This is a genomic window from Nonomuraea sp. NPDC005983 (assembly GCF_040614375.1).
Lineage (GTDB): Bacteria > Actinomycetota > Actinomycetes > Streptosporangiales > Streptosporangiaceae > Nonomuraea.
The window spans coordinates 40,116-56,467 of sequence record NZ_JBEXUP010000053.1 but is presented as its reverse complement, the minus strand read 5'-3'; the positions used below and the strand labels follow the sequence as shown (position 1 = coordinate 56,467).

The window sequence follows — 16,352 nt, the reverse complement described above, 5'->3', positions numbered from 1 at the left end:
GCCCGGACGGCGCGGCCCGCCACCCCGCGCAGGTACTGCGAGGCGGTGTAGACCAGGCCGGGGGTTCGCGCCGGGACGACGTACGCCTCGATCGCCTGGGCGGCGAAGGCCCGGCCCGTCCCCGCGAGACCGACGGCGGTGCCCGAGGTCCCGGTGGCCTCAGTGCCGTTCAGGGTGGCCGCGACCTTCACCCCGGCGCGGGCGTCCAGCGTGACCTCGGCGTCGCGGTCCAGCGACACCGGCTGGGCGACCAGGGTGAAGGACGGAATCCACGGCTCGCGCTCCGGGTTCCTGGTCGGGATCCAGGAGAACGCGGTGTAACGGCCCCGCGGCAGCGTGCCCGTGAGCGGCCTGCCGAACGTGGAGCCGCTGTAGTACGTGCCGGTGTCGTGGTTGGCCAGGTAGACCGCGAAGCCGTAGGTCGCGCCGTTGGCCACGCCGTCGCGGTCGATCGTGGTGAGCGTCAGCTGCCGCTCGGGCGTCGCCGGCACGGCCGACACGGCGACCCTGACCAGGTCACGGGCGCCCCTGGCGGTGATGAGGCCGCTCGTCCCGGCGGTCACCGCGACCTTCGCCTCGCCTCCCGCGGGGACGGTGACGTGGCGCGGGTCGAGGGTGATCCCGCTCGGGGCGTCCAGCGTGAGGTGGACGGGCCGGTCGCCGTCATTGCGGTAGGTGATCGCCGAGGTGTGGGCGGGCGCGAGGTTGAGCGTGGCGGGTTCGGCCAGCAGATGGCGGCCGGTCGCCCGGTCCAGGTCCACGACGCCGGTGCCCTGCTCGAACACGCTCGCCCCGTCGATCGGGTTCGCCGTGCTGACCAGCGCCGCCTTGAGCCGGGTCGCCGGCCAGCCGGGGTGCAGGGCGGCCAGGATCGCCGCCGCGCCCGCCACGTGCGGGGTCGCCATCGAGGTGCCGTTGGCCAGCGTGTACCGGTCGTCGATCGGCAGGCCCATCGCGGTGCCGGTGGCGCGGGCCGCGGTGATGGAGTAGCCGGGCGCGGAGATCTCCGGCTTGACCGCGTTGTCCCCTGCGCGGGGGCCGCGGCTGGAGAAGTAGCTGAGCCGGCCGTCCTTGGTGACGCTGCCGACGGTGAGCGCGGAGTCGGCGCTGCCGGGCGCGGTGACCGTGCCCTTGCCGCCGTCGTTGCCCGCGGCGACCACGAACAGCGTGCCGTACGTGGCGCTCAGCGCGTTGAGCGACTGCGACAACGGGTCGGTGCCGTCGGTGTAGCCGCCGCCCAGGCTGAGGTTGACCACCTTGGCGCCGGAAGCGGCCGCCCACTCCATGCCGGCGATGATCGCCGAGTTGGGGCAGCCGGTGTTGAGGCAGACCCGGCCGATCATCAACGTGGCGCCCTGGGCCACACCCGGATACCGGCCGGACCCGGCGATGATGCCCGCGACGTGCGTGCCGTGGCCGACCGTGTCGGCGACCCCGGTCGCGCTCGCGGTGAAGTCGCGCGTCTCGCCGATCCTGCCCGCCAGGTCCGGGTGCGTGGCGTCGACGCCGGTGTCGAGCACCGCCACCGTCACCCCCGCGCCGGTGAGCCCGCGCCGCCACGCGGCGGGCGCGCCGATCTGGCCGGTGCTCTCCACGTCCAGCGGCTTGGCCGTGCCGTCCAGCGTGATCTTCTGGATCCCGTCGGCCAGCCGGTCCGCCTGGGCGGGAGCGTTCGGGTTGACGCCCTTCCAGAACTCCGCCACCCGCGCCCACGCCACAGTGACAGCCGCCGCGTTGACCGACGGAAGCTCCCGCTTGACCTGCGCGCCGTCGGCGCGCAGCGCGTCCTTGCCCGCCTTGACGGCGGTGGGGGAGGCGTAGCCGACGATCAGCGGCAGCGTGTCGCTGCCGGCGCTCCAGTTCGCCATCAGGCCGGTCACGTCGAACAGCGCCGGGTCCAGCGCGCCGGTGTCGACCAGCCGGCGCACGTCGAACGGGACGACGGAGACGTGCCCGTCCTTGACCTCCTGCGTGTACGGCATGCCCGCGCGGCCCGGGGCCGGCAGGAAGCTCACTCCGGGGGAGCCGTCGGGCAGCACGTCCAGCAGGACCTGGTCGCCGGTGATCAGGGTGACGGCTCCAGGCGGCGGGGCCGCGTCCGCCCGGGCGGGACCGCCCTGCAGAAGACCGGCCGCCAGGGCCGTCGCCAGCAGGGCGAGGAGTGGTCGGGGGGAGGACCGCATGCAGGCTCCAAGTACAGATCAGTGGGGACGGATCGGAGGTTTGCACAGCGGCGAGCCGGCACGGAACACTTCGCCTTGCCCAATAGCGGACATTGACGCAAATCCGACAACGAGCCCGACATCGGGGGCGGGGAGGTCGCATGCTCGAGGCGCTCGGCCTGAGCGGCCGGGAGGAGGCCGCCTACCAGGCCCTTCTCGACCATCCGGCGGTGACCGCCGCCGAGCTGCGCGACCTCGGCGCCAGCGCCCGCACGTTAGCCGCGCTCCAGGCCAAGGGGCTGGCCGTCCGGCTGGCCGGCAACCCGGCGCGTTACGCGGCCGCACCTCCGCAGGTCGCGCTCGAACTGCTGGTCCGTTCCCGCGAGGAGGAGCTCCAGCGGGTCCGCCTGGACGTGCTGCGGCTCGCGGAACGCTTCCGCGCCGCGCACCGCCAGGACGGCCCCGGAGGCCAGGACGGCGTCGTCGAGACCGTCGAAGGCCCCGACGCGGTACGCCAGCGGTGGAACCAGATCCAGCGCGGGGCCAGGCACGAGATCTGCGTGCTCGACCGGCCGCCGTACCTCACGCACGCCAACCCGGTGCAGCCCGAGCGGCACGCCCAGGGCGTCGGCTACCGCGTCGTCTACGACACCGCCGCGCTGGCCGTCCCCGGCCGGCTGGCCGACATCGAGGCGCACATCGGGCAGGGCGAGCAGGCCCGGGTGGCCTCGGACGTGCCGGTCAAGATGCTGCTGGCGGACGACGCCGTCGGCATGATCTCGCGCAGGCGGCCCGCCGCCGCCGACAGCGTGCTGATCATCCACGACTCCTCCCTGCTCACGGCGCTGCGAGCGCTGTTCGAGTCGGTGTGGAACCGGGCCTCGCCCTACTCCCGGCTGACCGGCACGCCCGGTGGGCGCAGCCCGCTGGGAGGGGACGACGGTCGGCTCCTGACACTCCTCGCCGCCGGGATGACCGACGAGGCGATCGCCCGGCAGCTCGGCTGGCACCCGCGCACCGTGCAACGGCGCGTGCGGCGGCTGATGGACCAGCTCGGCGTGCGCACCCGGTTCCAGGCGGGCATGCACGCCCAGCGTGAGGGCTGGCTGTAGTCGCGTTGCGAGATCACCGTTGTGGCGGTTAACCTGACCAGGTGCGAATCAGCCTGCAGCCTTCCTGGTGGCGCCGCTCCTAGGCGGCGCGCGATCTCGCATTCTTCGACAGACGGCCGTCCCGGAAGGCGGCCATACTTCTGCCCGCCCTCGGGGCTCATCATGTGACTAAGGGGCAGTGGTGGAGACGAGCGGATATACCAGCGGATACACGACGGCTGGGGGCATCGGCGTCGAGCGCGAGGCACGTGACGTGCCGGAGGAGGCGCTCGAGGAGATCGTGACCGCCCTCTCCGAGAGGCGCGGGGGCGCGTTCTCGTCCGGGATGGACTATCCGGGCCGCTACAGCCGATGGGCCTTCGGGTACGTCGACCCCTGCCTGGAGCTGGTCGCCAAGGGGCGCGTGATCTCCGCCAGGGCGCTGAACGCGCGCGGCCGGGTCGTGCTGCCCGCCGTCGCCTCCTGCCTGCTGGCCGCGGGCAAGCCGGTCTCCGAGCCCACCGCCGACCACGTCGAGGTGCACGTCCCCGAGTCCGAGAGCCTGCTGCCCGAAGAGATGCGCAGCCGCAGGCCCACCGTGTTCACCGCGATCCGCGAGGTCATCGCCGCGTTCAAGGGCGACGACCCGCACCTCGGCCTGTACGGCGCGTTCGGCTACGACCTGGCCTTCCAGTTCGAGCCGATCAGGCAGGAGCTCGTCCGCCCCGACGACCAGCGCGACCTCGTCCTCCACCTGCCCGACAGGCTCGTCGTGATCGACAGGCAGCGCGAGACCTGCGTCGAGTTCCGCTACGAGTTCACCGTCGACGGCGCCACCACGCGCGGCCTCGACCGCACCGGCACCGCCACCCCGGCGGCCACCCCCGGCGAAGCCCTGAAAAATGTCCCGAAAAATCCTGAAAAGGGGGAGTACGCCAAGGTAGTCGCCGCCGCCAAGGAGAAGTTCAAGCGCGGCGACCTGTTCGAGGTCGTCCCCGGCCAGGTCTTCCACACCACCTGCGCCGACCCGTCCGCGTTCTACCGCAGCCTGCGCCAGAGCAACCCGGCCCCGTACGAGTTCATCATCAACCTCGGCGAGGGCGAGCACCTGGTCGGCGCGTCGCCCGAGATGTACGTCCGGGTCAACGGCGACCGCGTCGAGACCTGCCCCATCTCCGGCACCATCGCGCGCGGCAGCAACCCGGTCGAGGACGCCGAGGCCATCCGCACCCTCCTGTCGAGCGTCAAGGAGGAGTCGGAGCTGACCATGTGCACCGACGTCGACCGCAACGACAAGTCGCGTATCTGCGTCCCCGGCTCCGTGCAGGTCATCGGCCGCCGCCAGATCGAGCTCTACAGCCGCCTGATCCACACCGTCGACCACATCGAGGGCCGCCTGCGCCCCGAGTTCGACGCCCTCGACGCCTTCCTCACCCACATGTGGGCCGTCACGGTCACCGGCGCGCCGAAGACCTGGGCCATGCAGTTCATCGAGGACCACGAGGCCACCACGCGCAGGTGGTACGGCGGCGCCATCGGCTTCATCGGCTTCGACGGCTCCATGAACACCGGCCTGACCCTGCGCACCGCCCAGATCAAGGACGGTATCGCCGCCGTCAGGGCCGGGGCCACGCTGCTGTTCGACTCCGACCCCGCGGCCGAGGAGCGCGAGACCGAGCTCAAGGCCAGCGCCCTGCTCGGCGCGCTCGCCGCCGTCAACGAGCCCGACGCCTACGCCGAGCCCGTCGCGGTGGTCCGCGAGCAGCCGGGCCAGGGCATGAAGGTGCTGCTCGTCGACCACGAGGACTCCTTCGTCAACACCCTCGCCGACTACTTCCGCCAGGAGGGCGCGGACGTCGTCACGCTGCGCCACGGCTTCCCCCCGGCCATGATCGACGAGATCGGGCCCGACCTGGTCGTGCTGTCGCCCGGCCCCGGCTGGCCGTCCGACTTCGGCATGTCGGCGCTGATCGACGAGATCTACGCCCGCGACCTCGCCCTCTTCGGCGTCTGCCTCGGCCTGCAGGCGATGGTCGAGCACGCGGGCGGCTCCCTCGAACTGCTCGACTACCCCGAGCACGGCAAGCGCGGCCGGGTGTCCAGGCTCGGCGACAGCGCGCTGCTCGACGGCCTGCCCGGCGAGTTCGTCGCGGCCCGCTACCACTCGCTGCACGCCAAGCGGCCCGGCGTGGTCGGCTTCGCCGCCACCGCGCTCACGCCCGACGGCAACGTGATGGCCATCGAGGACACCGCCAAGCGCCGCTTCGGCGTCCAGTTCCACCCCGAGTCGATCCTGACGGTCGAGGGTGGCGCAGGTGCGAAGGTCATCCGCAACGTGCTGCGCCTGTCGCGCCGGTGAGGGAGGCGCTGCGCCTCTCGCGTCGGTAAAACGTCCACGGGAGCGTGCGGGGAGCACCTAGAGTCTCCGCATGCTCCCCGTAGACCTGCCAGGCACGGTGCGTGACGCCCTGCTCGCCCCGCTCGTCGACCACCACTGCCACGGGGTGCGCCGCGACGACCTGTCCAGGGCGGGGTTCGAGCTGCTGATCAGTCCGAGCGGCGCTCCCGCCCCGCCGGGAACGACCCACTTCGACACCCCGCTCGGCGCGGCCATCCGCCGCTGGTGCGCCCCCGTCCTCGACCTGGAGCCGCACACCTCGGCGGCCGTCTACCTCTCGCGCCGGGCCGAGCTGGGCGCCGACGAGGCCAACCGGCGGCTGCTGCGGGCCGCCGGGGTGATGGCGATCCTGGTCGACACCGGCCTGGAGAGCGCCGAGCTGCTGTCGGCCGCCGAGATGGGCCGCCACAGCGGCGCGGCGATCGACGAGATCGTCAGGATCGAGCAGATCGAGCAGGACGTGGCCGAGATGGCGCAGGCCGCCGTCGACTACCTCGACAGCCTGGCCGAGGAGCTGGCCGCCAGGGCCGCCAGGGCCGTCGGCATGACGACCGTCATCGCCTACCGGTGCGGGCTCGGCTTCGACCCGTCCAGGCCGACCCGGGGCGCGGTGATCGCCGCCGCCAACCAGCGGCTGGCCGACCCGAAGGCGCGGCTGACCGACCCGATCCTGCTGCGCCACCTGCTCTGGGCCGCCGTGGACGTCGCCAGGGAACGCGGCCTGCCTGTGCAGTTCCACACCGGCCTCGGCGGCGACCCCGACGTCGACCTGCACCGCGCCGACCCGGCCAGGATGACCGGCTTCATCAGGGCGCTCCAGCCGATCGGCGTGCCGGTGGTCCTGCTGCACTGCTACCCCTTCCACCGCCAGGCCGCCTACCTGGCCGCCGCGTACCCGCACGTGTACGCGGACGTCGGCCTCGCGCTGACCCACACCGCGGCGGGCTCGGCCCGGGTCATGGACGAGCTGCTGGAGCTCACGCCGTTCCACAAGCTGCTCTACAGCTCCGACTGCCACGGCGTGGCCGAGACCTGCCTGCTGGGCGCGCTCGCCTTCCGCCGGGCCCTGGCCGGCGCGCTGAAGTGGCGCATCGAGGCGGGGGAGTGGAGCGCCGCCGACGCGGCCAGGATCGCGCACATGATCGGCTCCGGCAGCGCCCGCCGGATCTACCGCCTCTGACCCCCGAAGGGCCGCGCGGCGGGCTCACCAAGGCCGGGAAGGCGCCGCTCGCCACGCCGCGCGGTGCCATCACCCGGGGGCAGAGTCGCGCCCGGTCGCGGGACCTGGTTTGCTTGGGCCGTCACATCACCCATCACCGAGCGGGGGCTCGCCATGCGCACCGTCGAACCCGAGGTCTTCATCGTCGCCCGTCCTGAGCTGGACTACGACGAGCTCGCCCGCTACCTGGGCGAGGTCGGCGGGCAGAGCTGGCTGGAACGCCTCGACCGGGGCGACCTCGACGCGCAGAACCTCGCCGAGTTCGCCGGCCGGCTCTGCTACCGATCCTTCGAGCCCGGCCTCAACCCGAACGTGGTCAGGATCAGGGAGAGGCAGGACGACTACCTCCGCAACATCCTGGCCAGCGCCCACGGCTCCGTCCTGGAGCACGTCAGCTTCAGCTTCGTGCTGCACAACGTCAGCCGCGTCCTGACGCACGAGCTGGTGCGGCACCGCCCCGGCGTGGCCATCTCCCAGGAGTCGCTGCGCTTCGTCCGGCTCGACGAGCTGCCGTTCTGGTTCCCCGAGTGGGCCCAGCAGGACCCCGAGCTGATGACGCGGGCCACCGCCGTCCTGGAGCAGCTGGAGCAGTTCCAGCTCTGGATGGCCGACCACTTCGGCCTCGACGAGGAGGGCGTGCCCTTCTCCGAGAAGAAGCACCGCACTTCGTTCATGCGCAGGTTCGCGCCGGAGGGGCTGGCCACCGGGCTGGTGTGGACCGCGAACGTCCGCACCCTGCGGCACACGATCGAGGCCCGTACCGCGGTCGGTGCGGAGGAGGAGATCCGCCTGCTGTTCCAGCGCATCGGCGAGCTGATGCGCAAGGAGGCCCCCGCACTCTTCGGCGACTACGTGGTCGAGGACGGCGCCTGGATCCCCGGCTGGCGCAAGGTCTAGCGAGCGCGCCGGCGCTCTGGGCGCGGGTCTAGGTGAGGGCGGGGAGCACGTACACCTCGGCGCCGGGCGGCAGCGCGCAGTCGAGGTCGCCGAGGCCGCGCGCGTTCTCGCCGCACACGATCATGTTGATGTGGCGGCGGATACGGCCGTAGTCGTCGCGCAACCGCTCCTCCAGCAGCGGATGCGCCCGGCGCAGCCGGTCGAGGGCCGAGCCCAGGGTGGGCGGGGTGTCGCGGTCGGCGCCGACCGCGAAGACCTTCACCTCGCTCCTTCCGCTCACCCATCGGCGCAGCGAGTTGGGCAGGACGAACACCACCATGGTGACGGGCATCGAGAACGGCACCGCGAAGGACTCGCTCATCGACTACAGCACCGCCGCGCGGACGGTCAGCACGTCCGGCAGGTGCCTGGCCACCTGCGACCAGCTCTCGCCGTCGTCGTGGGAGGCGTACACCTCGCCGTCGCGGGTGCCGAAGAACACACCCGCCTGCGAGGCGGTCAGCGCGTCGCGCAGCACCGCGGCGTGCACCGGGCCCTCGGGCAGGCCGCGGTCGAACGGTTGCCAGCTCTCGCCCGCGTCGTCGCTGCGGTAGACGCGGTAGCGGTGACCGACCGGAGTGCGGTCGATGTCGGCCTGCAGCGGCAGCACGTAGACGGTGTCGGGCCGCGAGGGGTGCACCACGATCGGGAAGCCGAAGTCCGACGGCAGCGATGAGCCGATGTCCTGCCAGGTGCCGCCGAAGTCGTCGCTGCGGTAGACGCCGAAGTGGTGCTGGAGGAACAGCCGCCGGGGCCGCGACGGGTCCATGCCGACCTTGTGCACGCACTGGCCGAACTCCGGGTACTGCCGGCCCTCCGGCAGGAACGGCGCGCGGATGTTCTGGTTGGCCGCCTGCCAGGTCAGGCCGCCGTCGGTGGTGCGGTAGAAGCCGGCCGCCGAGACCGCGACCCCCATGATCGCGGGGTCGGTCGGGTGGCTGACGATCGTGTGCAGGCAGAGCCCGCCGCCGCCCGGCTGCCACCGCTCCCGGTGCGGGTGCTCCCACAGCCCTTCGACCAGGCGGTAGGTGACGCCGCCGTCCTCGGAGCGGAACAGCGCGCCCGGCTCGGCGCCGGCCCACACCACGCCGGGCTCCGACGGCGAGGGCAGCAGCTGCCACACTCTGGTCAGCGTGGCCCCGGTCTTCTCGGGGAAGGCGATGGGCGGCCGCTCCGCCTCCTGCCAGCTCTCGCCGAGGTCGTCGGAGTACATCACGGACGGGCCGAAGTGGCCGTACTCGATGCCGGCGAGCAGCCTGGGGGTGGCGCCGCGCGTGTCGATCGCCACCGCGGGCACCGCGACCGTCGAGAACCGGATCGGCTCGACCTCGTACGGGCCGCCGTCCGTCGAACGGGCGAGGAACAGGCCCTTGCGGGTGCCGATCGCGAGCATCGTGTCGCTCATACCAAGCTCCCATCGCTCTCATGTTCGCTTCTGGCCATCGTGACATGCGGCGGCGGGCACCGCTGAGGACTGCGCGATTTGCTGACCGATTACCTGGGAGGTAGGGCCGGTGAGTCCAACGGGGTCGGGGTGGGTCGATAGGGAAAGGGATGACCTGCGGCGATTGTCGCGGGACGACGGAAGCCGGCTCTCCCTCCCTACGACGGCTGGGGCCACACCGCCTACGGCCGCGGCGAGTGCGTCACCGACATCGTCGACGCCTCCCTCATCGCCCGTACGCTCCCAGCCCCGGACGAACGGTCTGCGGGCCGACGCGCACGACGAGGTGCGCCGCCCTCTGCGTTTATAACGCTTCCGCCGCGGGAGCAAAGGCCAAACCGAAACCCCTTGACGTGGGTCGATGCGCGGAAGTACGTTCCTCGAAATTATCTGGGAAGTTCCCAGACAGTAGAGGAGAAGGCTGTGGGAGAGCGCGCGGGAAGCCCCCAGTTGCTGCGCCAGATCAACGATCGCGTGGCGCTGCTGGCGCTGCTCGAGCGAGGGCCGCTCACCCGTCTGGAGCTCGAGTCGCACATCGGGTTGTCGAAGCCGGCGACCGCTGACCTGCTGCTCCGCCTGGAGAAGAGCGGCCACGTGCGACGCGCGGGATTCCGAGAGGGTGGCAAGGGGCCGCGCGCACAGCTCTGGTCGGTCAACGGCGCGCAGGCCTACGTGGCGGCCGTCGACCTCACCCCTCAGACTCTGGACGTCGCGGTCTCCGACATCTGCGGGGAGATCGTCGCCGAGTACCGCTACCACGCCGAGAAGAACGCGAGTCTCGGCGTGGAGGACCTGCGCCAGTCGGTCGCCCTCGCCGCCGGCGAGGTGGGGTTGGCCACCGGAGAACTGCGGCGGGTCGTCGTGGGGCTGCCCGGCTCCGTGGACAGGCGGACCGGCTTGCTGGGCTTCGCCCCGCATCTGCCCGGATGGCAGGGCTTCGACGTGCTGGAACGGCTGGCCGGATCGCTTGCCACGTCGGTGACGGTCGAGAACGACGTGAACCTGGTCGCGCTCGACGAGATGGCGGTCGGCCGGGCGGTGGGCCTCGACGATTTCGTGCTGATCTGGATCGGACGAGGAACCGGCGCCGCGGTGGTCTCCGAGGGACGCCTGCTGCGAGGGGCGTCCGGCGGCGCCGGTGAGATCGACTGGATGCCCTGCCCTGCTCCGCGGGCCACCGGCGGCCAAGCCGTGACTCACCGGCAGCGGGTTGGCGACGTGCTCAGCAGCAACGCGCTGACGGAGCTGGCCCGGACGCACGGCCTGGCCGGAGACGAGCTGGACAAGCTCCTCGCAGGGGATCTCGGCGCGGACCCCGCCGCCTGTGCCGCCTTCCGGCGCGACGTGGCCGGCCGGGTGGCGCTGGCGGTGGCAGGAGTGGTGTCCGTCGTCGATCCCGAACTCGTGGTCCTCGCGGGCGATGTCGGCAGAGCCGGCGGCAGCGCCCTGTGCGGCCTGGTCGCCGACGAACTGGCCGACCTCGTCCTGCCCCGACCGGACATCCAACCAAGCCTGGTGACCGGCAACCCGGTCCGCTCAGGCGCGCTGCGGCTGGCCCTGGCCCAAGCGCGTGAAGAGGTATTCGCCATCCCCTCCTGATGGCTTATCTCGCCCCCCCCTTGACCCGGCCACGGTGGCGGGTCGGCAGTTTCCCCCCTTGGAGGGTTCAATGCGACGAATCGGTGTCGCGACGGCGTGCCTGGCACTCGCCCTGATCGCGGGCGGATGTGGCGCGGTGACAAGCTCATCAGGCACGGCGGACGCGCCGGCCGCCAACGAGAAAGTGTCCCTCAGCGTCTGGAGCAAGTTCAGCGGTCGCGAGCTGGGACTGCTCCAGAAGGCGCTGGACGGCTTTCACGTAAAGCACCCCAACATCACTGTCGACAACCGCGGAAGCCAGGACGACGACAAGGTCGCTCAGGCGATCCGGGGAGGCAACCCGCCCGACGTCGCCATCTCCTTCTCCACCGACAACATCGGCCAGTTCTGTTCCAGCGGAGCCTGGCAGGACCTCAAGCCCTACATCACCCGCGACAAGCTCGATCTGAACCAGCTTCCCGCCGCCACCCGCACGTACACCGAGTTCAAGGGGGCGCGGTGCGCGATGCCGCTGCTCGCCGACGTGTACGGCCTCTACTACAACAAGGCGATGTTCGCCAAGGCCGGCATCAGCACGCCCCCGAAGACCATGTCGGAGCTGTTCGAGTACGCGAAGAAGCTCACGGTCTTCAACCCCGACGGGTCCATCAAGGTCGCCGGGTTCGTGCCCACGATCGGTTTCTACTCCAACCACGTGCAGATGTGGGCGGCCAACTGGGGCGTGCAGTGGAAGGGCCAGGACGGCAAGTCCGCCCTCGGCACGGACCCCCAGTGGCAGGCGATGCTCGAATGGGCGAAGAAGTTCACCGACTTCTACGGCCGCGACAAGCTGGCCAAGTTCACGGCCGGTCTCGGCCAGGAGTACTCACCGGATCACGCCTTCGAGAAGGGCCAGATCGCCATGGCGATGGACGGCGAGTATCGCACCGCCTTCATCGCGGCCGAGGCGCCGGACCTGGACTACGCGACCGCGCCGTTCCCGGTCGCGGACAACAAGCCCGAGTTGTACGGAGGCGGCTACACCACAGGCACGATCATCGGGGTCCCGAAGGGCGCCAAGAACCCTGGCGCGGCGTGGGAGCTGGTCAAGTACCTGTCGACGGACACCGCCGCCCTGCAGGGGCTGGCCCAGGGGCTCAAGAACGTCCCCTCCACGGTCCCCGCGCTGCAGGACCCCACGCTACAGCAGGACGAGCACTTCAAGACCTTCCTGGAGATCTTCGCCAGCCCGAACCTCGCCACCAACCCGGCCAGCTCGAACGGCGGCGCCTACATCAAGACCGCTGAAGACTTCGCCACCGCCTATCAGGGCGGCAGCGTGCCCGACCTGAAGGCGGGCCTGACGAAGGCCGCCGCGCAGATCGACGCCGACGCGCAACTCGGCGGCTGACCACCGATGACCACCAAGCCACAGGCTGCGCGCGCGGCCAGGTTCGTCCTCGCCGGATGGACCCGGCCACGGCCGGGGCACTGGGTACGGCCGCTGGCCTTCATGGCACCTGCTCTGATCGGTTTCGCGGTCTTCTTCGCCTACCCTCTCGGCGCGCTCGTCTACTACTCCTTCACCCGCTACGACCTGCTCAATACCCCGGTGTGGGTCGGACTGCGCAACTACGCCTTCCTCGTCGCGCAGGACCCCCTGGCCCGCAAGGCGGCCTACAACACCGTGTGGCTGGTCGTCGTCATCACCGTGCTGCGCCTGATCTTCGCGACCGGCGTCGCCGCCGTGCTGGCCAGGATCAGGAACGGTGCGGGGCTGTTCCGGACGCTGATCTACCTGCCCGCGCTGGCCCCTCCGGTGGCGGCCACCCTGGTCTTCACCTTCCTCTTCAATCCCGGTACCGGGCCGGTGAACACGGTGCTGAGCTGGTTCGGCATCCAGGGGCCGCTGTGGTTCAGCGACCCCGCGTGGGCCAAGCCCGGGCTCACCCTGCTCACCCTGTGGGTCTCGGGCGAGCTGATCATCATCCTGCTGGCCGGGATGCTCGACGTGCCCGGTGAGCTCTACGAAGCGGCGGGCCTGGACGGCGCGGGTTCGCTGCGACGGTTCTGGCACATCACCCTGCCGTCGATCGCGCCGGTGCTCGTCTTCGGGGTGATCAACTCCATCATCCTGGGGCTGCAGTACTTCACCCAGGCGGTGGTGGCGGCCTCGGTGGCCTCCGGGTCGGCCGACATCGCCGGCAGCCAGCGGGTCATCGGCTACCCCGACAACTCGACGTTGACCTTCCCCGTCTGGCTGTACCAGCAGGGATTCCACTACTACAACATGGGTTACGCATCAGCCATGTCGATCGTCCTGTTCGCGGTCTCGACGGTGTTCACCTTGCTCTTCGTCCACCGGCTGCGCCGAGGGGCACACGCCGAGGGGATGGCGTGATGGCCGCTCTCACCACCAGCGGCACCACCACGAGAGGCCCGCGGCGGCGCGGCGTCCTGCGCTGGATCGCCACGCACAGCATCGCGCTGGCGATCGGGGTGATGTTCGTGCTGCCCCTGGTCTTCGTCGCGCTCACCGCGTTCATGTCCGACCGGCAGGCGTTGACGGCCGATCTGTGGCCGCGCTCCTGGCATCCGGAGAACTTCGCGGAGGTGTTCCGCACCGCGCCGCTGCTGAAGTATCTGGGCAACAGCGTGATGTACTCGCTGCTGGCCACGGCCGGGATGCTGGTCTCCAGCGTGCCGGCCGCGTACGCCCTGGCGCGGATGCGCTGGCGGGGTCGCGAGGTGGCGTTCCTGGTAGTGATCGCCGCCATGATGATCCCGCCGCAGGTCCTGGCCGTGCCGCTCTACGTCCTGTGGGCGCGTCTGCACCTCACCGGCACCCTGTGGCCGCTGATCCTGCCGTACTTCCTGGTCGACGCGTTCAGCATCTTCCTGCTGCGGCAGTTCTTCCTCACGATCCCGCAGTCCTACCTGGACGCCGCGCGGGTGGACGGCTGCGGCGACCTGCGGACGCTGCTGCGCGTGCTGCTCCCGATGACCCGGCCCGGCATCGCCGCGGTGTCCCTGTTCTGCTTCATGTACACCTGGAACGACTATTTCGGTCCACTGCTGTACGCCGGGGAGAACCCGGACAACTGGACATTGTCGCTGGCGCTGGCGTCCTTCCGGGGCGCACACCAGGTGCAGTGGAACCTCACCATGGCCGCCACGGTGGTGGTCATGCTGCCGGTGATCCTTCTTTTCGTCTTCGCACAGAAATCCTTCGTCAGAGGCATCACCTTCACAGGAGTCAAGGGTTGAAACTGACCGTCATCGGGGGCGGCTCCACCTACACCCCGGAACTGGTAAGCGGGATCGCCGATCGGCACGCCGGCCTCGATATCGAGGAGATCGCGCTGGTCGACCCCGACATGGAACGTCTTGAGGTCGTGGGCGGGTTCGCGCGCCGCCTCCTCGATCACGCGGGTCATCCGGCCAAGCTGCGCCTCACCTCCGATCTGGAGGCAGGCGTCGACGGTGCCGCCGCCGTGCTGCTCCAACTGCGCGTCGGCGGCCAGGCCGCCCGCGCAACCGACGAGACGGTGCCACTGGAGTGCGGGTGCGTCGGCCAGGAGACCACAGGCGCGGGAGGCCTGGCCAAGGCGCTGCGCACGGTGCCGGTGGTCCTCGACGTCGCGGACCGGGTCCGGCAGATCGCCGGCGAGAAGGCCTGGATCGTCGACTTCACCAACCCCGTCGGGATCGTCACCCGGGCGCTGCTCAACGCCGGTCACCGCGCGGTGGGGCTCTGCAACGTCGCCATCACCTTCCAGCGCTGGGTGGCCGGGCAGCTCGGCGTCGCCCCGGACACGGTCGCCTTGGAGCACGTCGGCCTCAACCATCTCACCTGGGTGCGTGCGGTACGGGTCGACGGCGTGGACGTGCTCCCCCGGCTGCTGGCCGACCATGCCGACCAGCTCGCCGAGCACGTCGGGCTTCCCGCCGCGTTGATGCGCCGGCTCGGCGCGGTGCCGTCGTACTACCTGAAGTACTACTACCGTCACGACGAGATCGTGGCCGAGGAGCGCGTCCGCTCTCCACGGGCCGAGGACGTGGCCGCGCTGGAGCACGACCTCCTCGACCTGTACCGCGATCCGAGCCTGGTCGCCAAGCCGGCTCTGCTGGAGCAGCGGGGTGGCGCCTACTACTCGGAGGCGGCGGTGCAACTGGTCGCGTCCCTGCTGACCGGCCGGGGAGATGTGCAGGTGGTGAACACCCGCAACGGCTCCACCCTGCCTTTCCTGCCCGCCGACGCCGTCGTCGAGGTCCCCGCGCGGATCACCGGCGCGAGCCCGGCGCCCCTGCCGATGGCTCCGCTTCCGCCGGCTATCGCGGGTCTCATCGCCCACGTCACCGCGTACGAGAACCTGGCCCTGGAGGCGGCGCTGTACGGCGGCCGTGACCGGGTGTTCGACGCGCTGATGGCGCACCCGCTCATCGGCCAGATCGAGCAGGCGACGACCCTGGCCGACCGGCTGGTCGCGGTCAACCGCCACTTCCTGCCCTGGGCGGCGAAGTGATCGACGCGATACTGGCGCTCGACGGCGGCAACTCGAAGACGGACGTGCTCCTCGTCGCGGCGGACGGCACCGTGTTGTCGCAGGTGCGAGGTCCGGGGGCGTCGGCGCAGAGTGTGGGCGTCGCCGCCAGCGCCGCCACCCTTGACGCGCTGGTCCAGCAGGCGGTTCGGCAGGTCGATCCCGAAGCGCGGCCTCCGTACGTCCGGCATACGGCGGCCTACCTCGCCGGAGTCGACTTCGGCCGCGAGCAGGAGGCGCTGACACGGGCGCTGGCCGAGCTGGGTTGGTCCGAAGGGATCACCGTCGACAACGACACCTTCGCACTGCTGCGCGCCGGCACCCGTCGCGGGCACGGGGTGGCTGTGGTCTGCGGGGCGGGCATCAACTGTGTCGCCGTGGCACCGGACGGCAGAACCCTGCGGTTCCCGGCGATCGGCCGGTTGTCCGGCGACTGGGGCGGCGGCCTGTTCCTGGGTGACGAGACGCTGTGGCGGGCCGTGCGGGCCGAAGACGGCCGAGGCCCCGACACCGCGTTGCGACCAGCGGTGCTCGCCCACTTCGGCGTGTCCACCGTGGCCGAGCTGGTCGAACAGCTCCACTTCGGGGAGGTCCGCCGGACCCGGCTGCAGGAGCTCAACCCGCAGCTGCTGGCCATCGCCCGAGCCGGGGACGCCGTGGCCACCAAGGTGGTCGATCGACTCGCCGAGGAGGTGGTCCTGCTCGCGTCGGCGGCGCTGCGCCGACTGGACCTGCTGGACGTCCCGGTCGACATCGTGCTCGGGGGCGGCATCCTCGCGGCGGGCGATCAGTACCTGCTCGACCGTATCCGCACCGGATGTCGTCAGACCGCTCCGAAGGCCGAGACGCTGGTGGTGGACGTACCCCCGGCCGTGGGCGCCGCGCTGCTCGGCCTTCAGGAGATCGGCGCGGCAGCCGAGGTGGAAGACCGCCTGCGCGACAGCCTCCGCTGACCGCCTGCGGAATCTGCGGGAGGGCGG

General features: G+C 71.2%; 13 protein-coding genes. 10 read left to right on the top strand and 3 right to left on the bottom strand.

The features are described from left to right. Positions 1 to 2,183, bottom strand: a 2,183-nt coding sequence (locus ABZ297_RS23295; protein ID WP_355349761.1) for a S8 family serine peptidase, incomplete at its 3' end; no start/stop codon positions are given. A gap of 140 nt (positions 2,184 to 2,323) precedes the next feature. On the opposite strand from ABZ297_RS23295, the gene ABZ297_RS23290 reads away from it, so the two are divergent. From ABZ297_RS23290 to thyX, 4 genes are all read left to right on the top strand, one after another. Further along, positions 2,324 to 3,274 (top strand): helix-turn-helix domain-containing protein, encoded by a 951-nt coding sequence (locus ABZ297_RS23290; RefSeq protein ID WP_355349758.1) that lies wholly within the window; start codon positions 2,324 to 2,326, stop codon positions 3,272 to 3,274. 181 nt (positions 3,275 to 3,455) lie between these two features. Further along, positions 3,456 to 5,612 (top strand): anthranilate synthase component I, encoded by a 2,157-nt coding sequence (locus tag ABZ297_RS23285; RefSeq protein WP_355349755.1) that lies wholly within the window; start codon positions 3,456 to 3,458, stop codon positions 5,610 to 5,612. 70 nt (positions 5,613 to 5,682) lie between these two features. Further along, positions 5,683 to 6,831: an amidohydrolase family protein gene (locus ABZ297_RS23280; protein ID WP_355349752.1), complete on the top strand. Its 1,149-nt coding sequence runs from the start codon at positions 5,683 to 5,685 to the stop codon at positions 6,829 to 6,831. Between the two features lie 153 nt (positions 6,832 to 6,984). After that, positions 6,985 to 7,767, top strand: coding sequence for an FAD-dependent thymidylate synthase (thyX, locus tag ABZ297_RS23275; protein WP_355349749.1), 783 nt, complete (start codon positions 6,985 to 6,987; stop codon positions 7,765 to 7,767). 28 nt (positions 7,768 to 7,795) lie between these two features. Here thyX and ABZ297_RS23270 read toward each other — a convergent pair whose 3' ends face one another. Further along, on the bottom strand, positions 7,796 to 8,128 hold the full coding sequence (locus tag ABZ297_RS23270; RefSeq protein WP_355349747.1) for a hypothetical protein: 333 nt from the start codon (positions 8,126 to 8,128) through the stop codon (positions 7,796 to 7,798). A 3-nt stretch (positions 8,129 to 8,131) separates the two neighbouring features. Then, positions 8,132 to 9,211: an exo-alpha-sialidase gene (locus ABZ297_RS23265; RefSeq protein WP_355349744.1), complete on the bottom strand. Its 1,080-nt coding sequence runs from the start codon at positions 9,209 to 9,211 to the stop codon at positions 8,132 to 8,134. 462 nt (positions 9,212 to 9,673) lie between these two features. On the opposite strand from ABZ297_RS23265, the gene ABZ297_RS23260 reads away from it, so the two are divergent. From ABZ297_RS23260 to ABZ297_RS23235, 6 genes are all read left to right on the top strand, one after another. Then, on the top strand, positions 9,674 to 10,849 hold the full coding sequence (locus ABZ297_RS23260; protein ID WP_355349741.1) for an ROK family transcriptional regulator: 1,176 nt from the start codon (positions 9,674 to 9,676) through the stop codon (positions 10,847 to 10,849). Between the two features lie 70 nt (positions 10,850 to 10,919). Further along, a complete protein-coding gene (locus tag ABZ297_RS23255) occupies positions 10,920 to 12,239 on the top strand; it encodes an extracellular solute-binding protein (RefSeq protein ID WP_355349738.1) in 1,320 nt (439 codons plus the stop codon). A 6-nt stretch (positions 12,240 to 12,245) separates the two neighbouring features. Then, positions 12,246 to 13,229 carry a sugar ABC transporter permease gene (locus ABZ297_RS23250; RefSeq protein WP_355349735.1) on the top strand — a complete coding sequence of 328 codons (984 nt, stop codon included), beginning with the start codon at positions 12,246 to 12,248 and terminating at the stop codon, positions 13,227 to 13,229. Next, positions 13,229 to 14,095 carry a carbohydrate ABC transporter permease gene (locus ABZ297_RS23245; protein ID WP_355349732.1) on the top strand — a complete coding sequence of 289 codons (867 nt, stop codon included), beginning with the start codon at positions 13,229 to 13,231 and terminating at the stop codon, positions 14,093 to 14,095. The genes ABZ297_RS23250 and ABZ297_RS23245 overlap by 1 nt, the downstream gene beginning before the upstream one ends. Beyond that, complete coding sequence (locus ABZ297_RS23240; protein ID WP_355349729.1) at positions 14,092 to 15,354, top strand: 6-phospho-beta-glucosidase; 1,263 nt, start codon at positions 14,092 to 14,094, stop codon at positions 15,352 to 15,354. The genes ABZ297_RS23245 and ABZ297_RS23240 overlap by 4 nt, the downstream gene beginning before the upstream one ends. After that, positions 15,351 to 16,325 carry a BadF/BadG/BcrA/BcrD ATPase family protein gene (locus ABZ297_RS23235; RefSeq protein WP_355349726.1) on the top strand — a complete coding sequence of 325 codons (975 nt, stop codon included), beginning with the start codon at positions 15,351 to 15,353 and terminating at the stop codon, positions 16,323 to 16,325. The genes ABZ297_RS23240 and ABZ297_RS23235 overlap by 4 nt, the downstream gene beginning before the upstream one ends. Positions 16,326 to 16,352: the final 27 nt, after the last annotated feature.

Coding starts and splice junctions, on each gene's coding strand:
- ABZ297_RS23250 (WP_355349735.1), top strand. CDS start 12,246: ATGACCACCAAGCCACAGGCTGCGCGCGCGGCCAGGTTCGTCCTCGCC.
- thyX (WP_355349749.1), top strand. CDS start 6,985: ATGCGCACCGTCGAACCCGAGGTCTTCATCGTCGCCCGTCCTGAGCTG.
- ABZ297_RS23255 (WP_355349738.1), top strand. CDS start 10,920: ATGCGACGAATCGGTGTCGCGACGGCGTGCCTGGCACTCGCCCTGATC.
- ABZ297_RS23265 (WP_355349744.1), bottom strand. CDS start 9,211: ATGAGCGACACGATGCTCGCGATCGGCACCCGCAAGGGCCTGTTCCTC.
- ABZ297_RS23270 (WP_355349747.1), bottom strand. CDS start 8,128: ATGAGCGAGTCCTTCGCGGTGCCGTTCTCGATGCCCGTCACCATGGTG.
- ABZ297_RS23290 (WP_355349758.1), top strand. CDS start 2,324: ATGCTCGAGGCGCTCGGCCTGAGCGGCCGGGAGGAGGCCGCCTACCAG.
- ABZ297_RS23280 (WP_355349752.1), top strand. CDS start 5,683: ATGCTCCCCGTAGACCTGCCAGGCACGGTGCGTGACGCCCTGCTCGCC.
- ABZ297_RS23245 (WP_355349732.1), top strand. CDS start 13,229: ATGGCCGCTCTCACCACCAGCGGCACCACCACGAGAGGCCCGCGGCGG.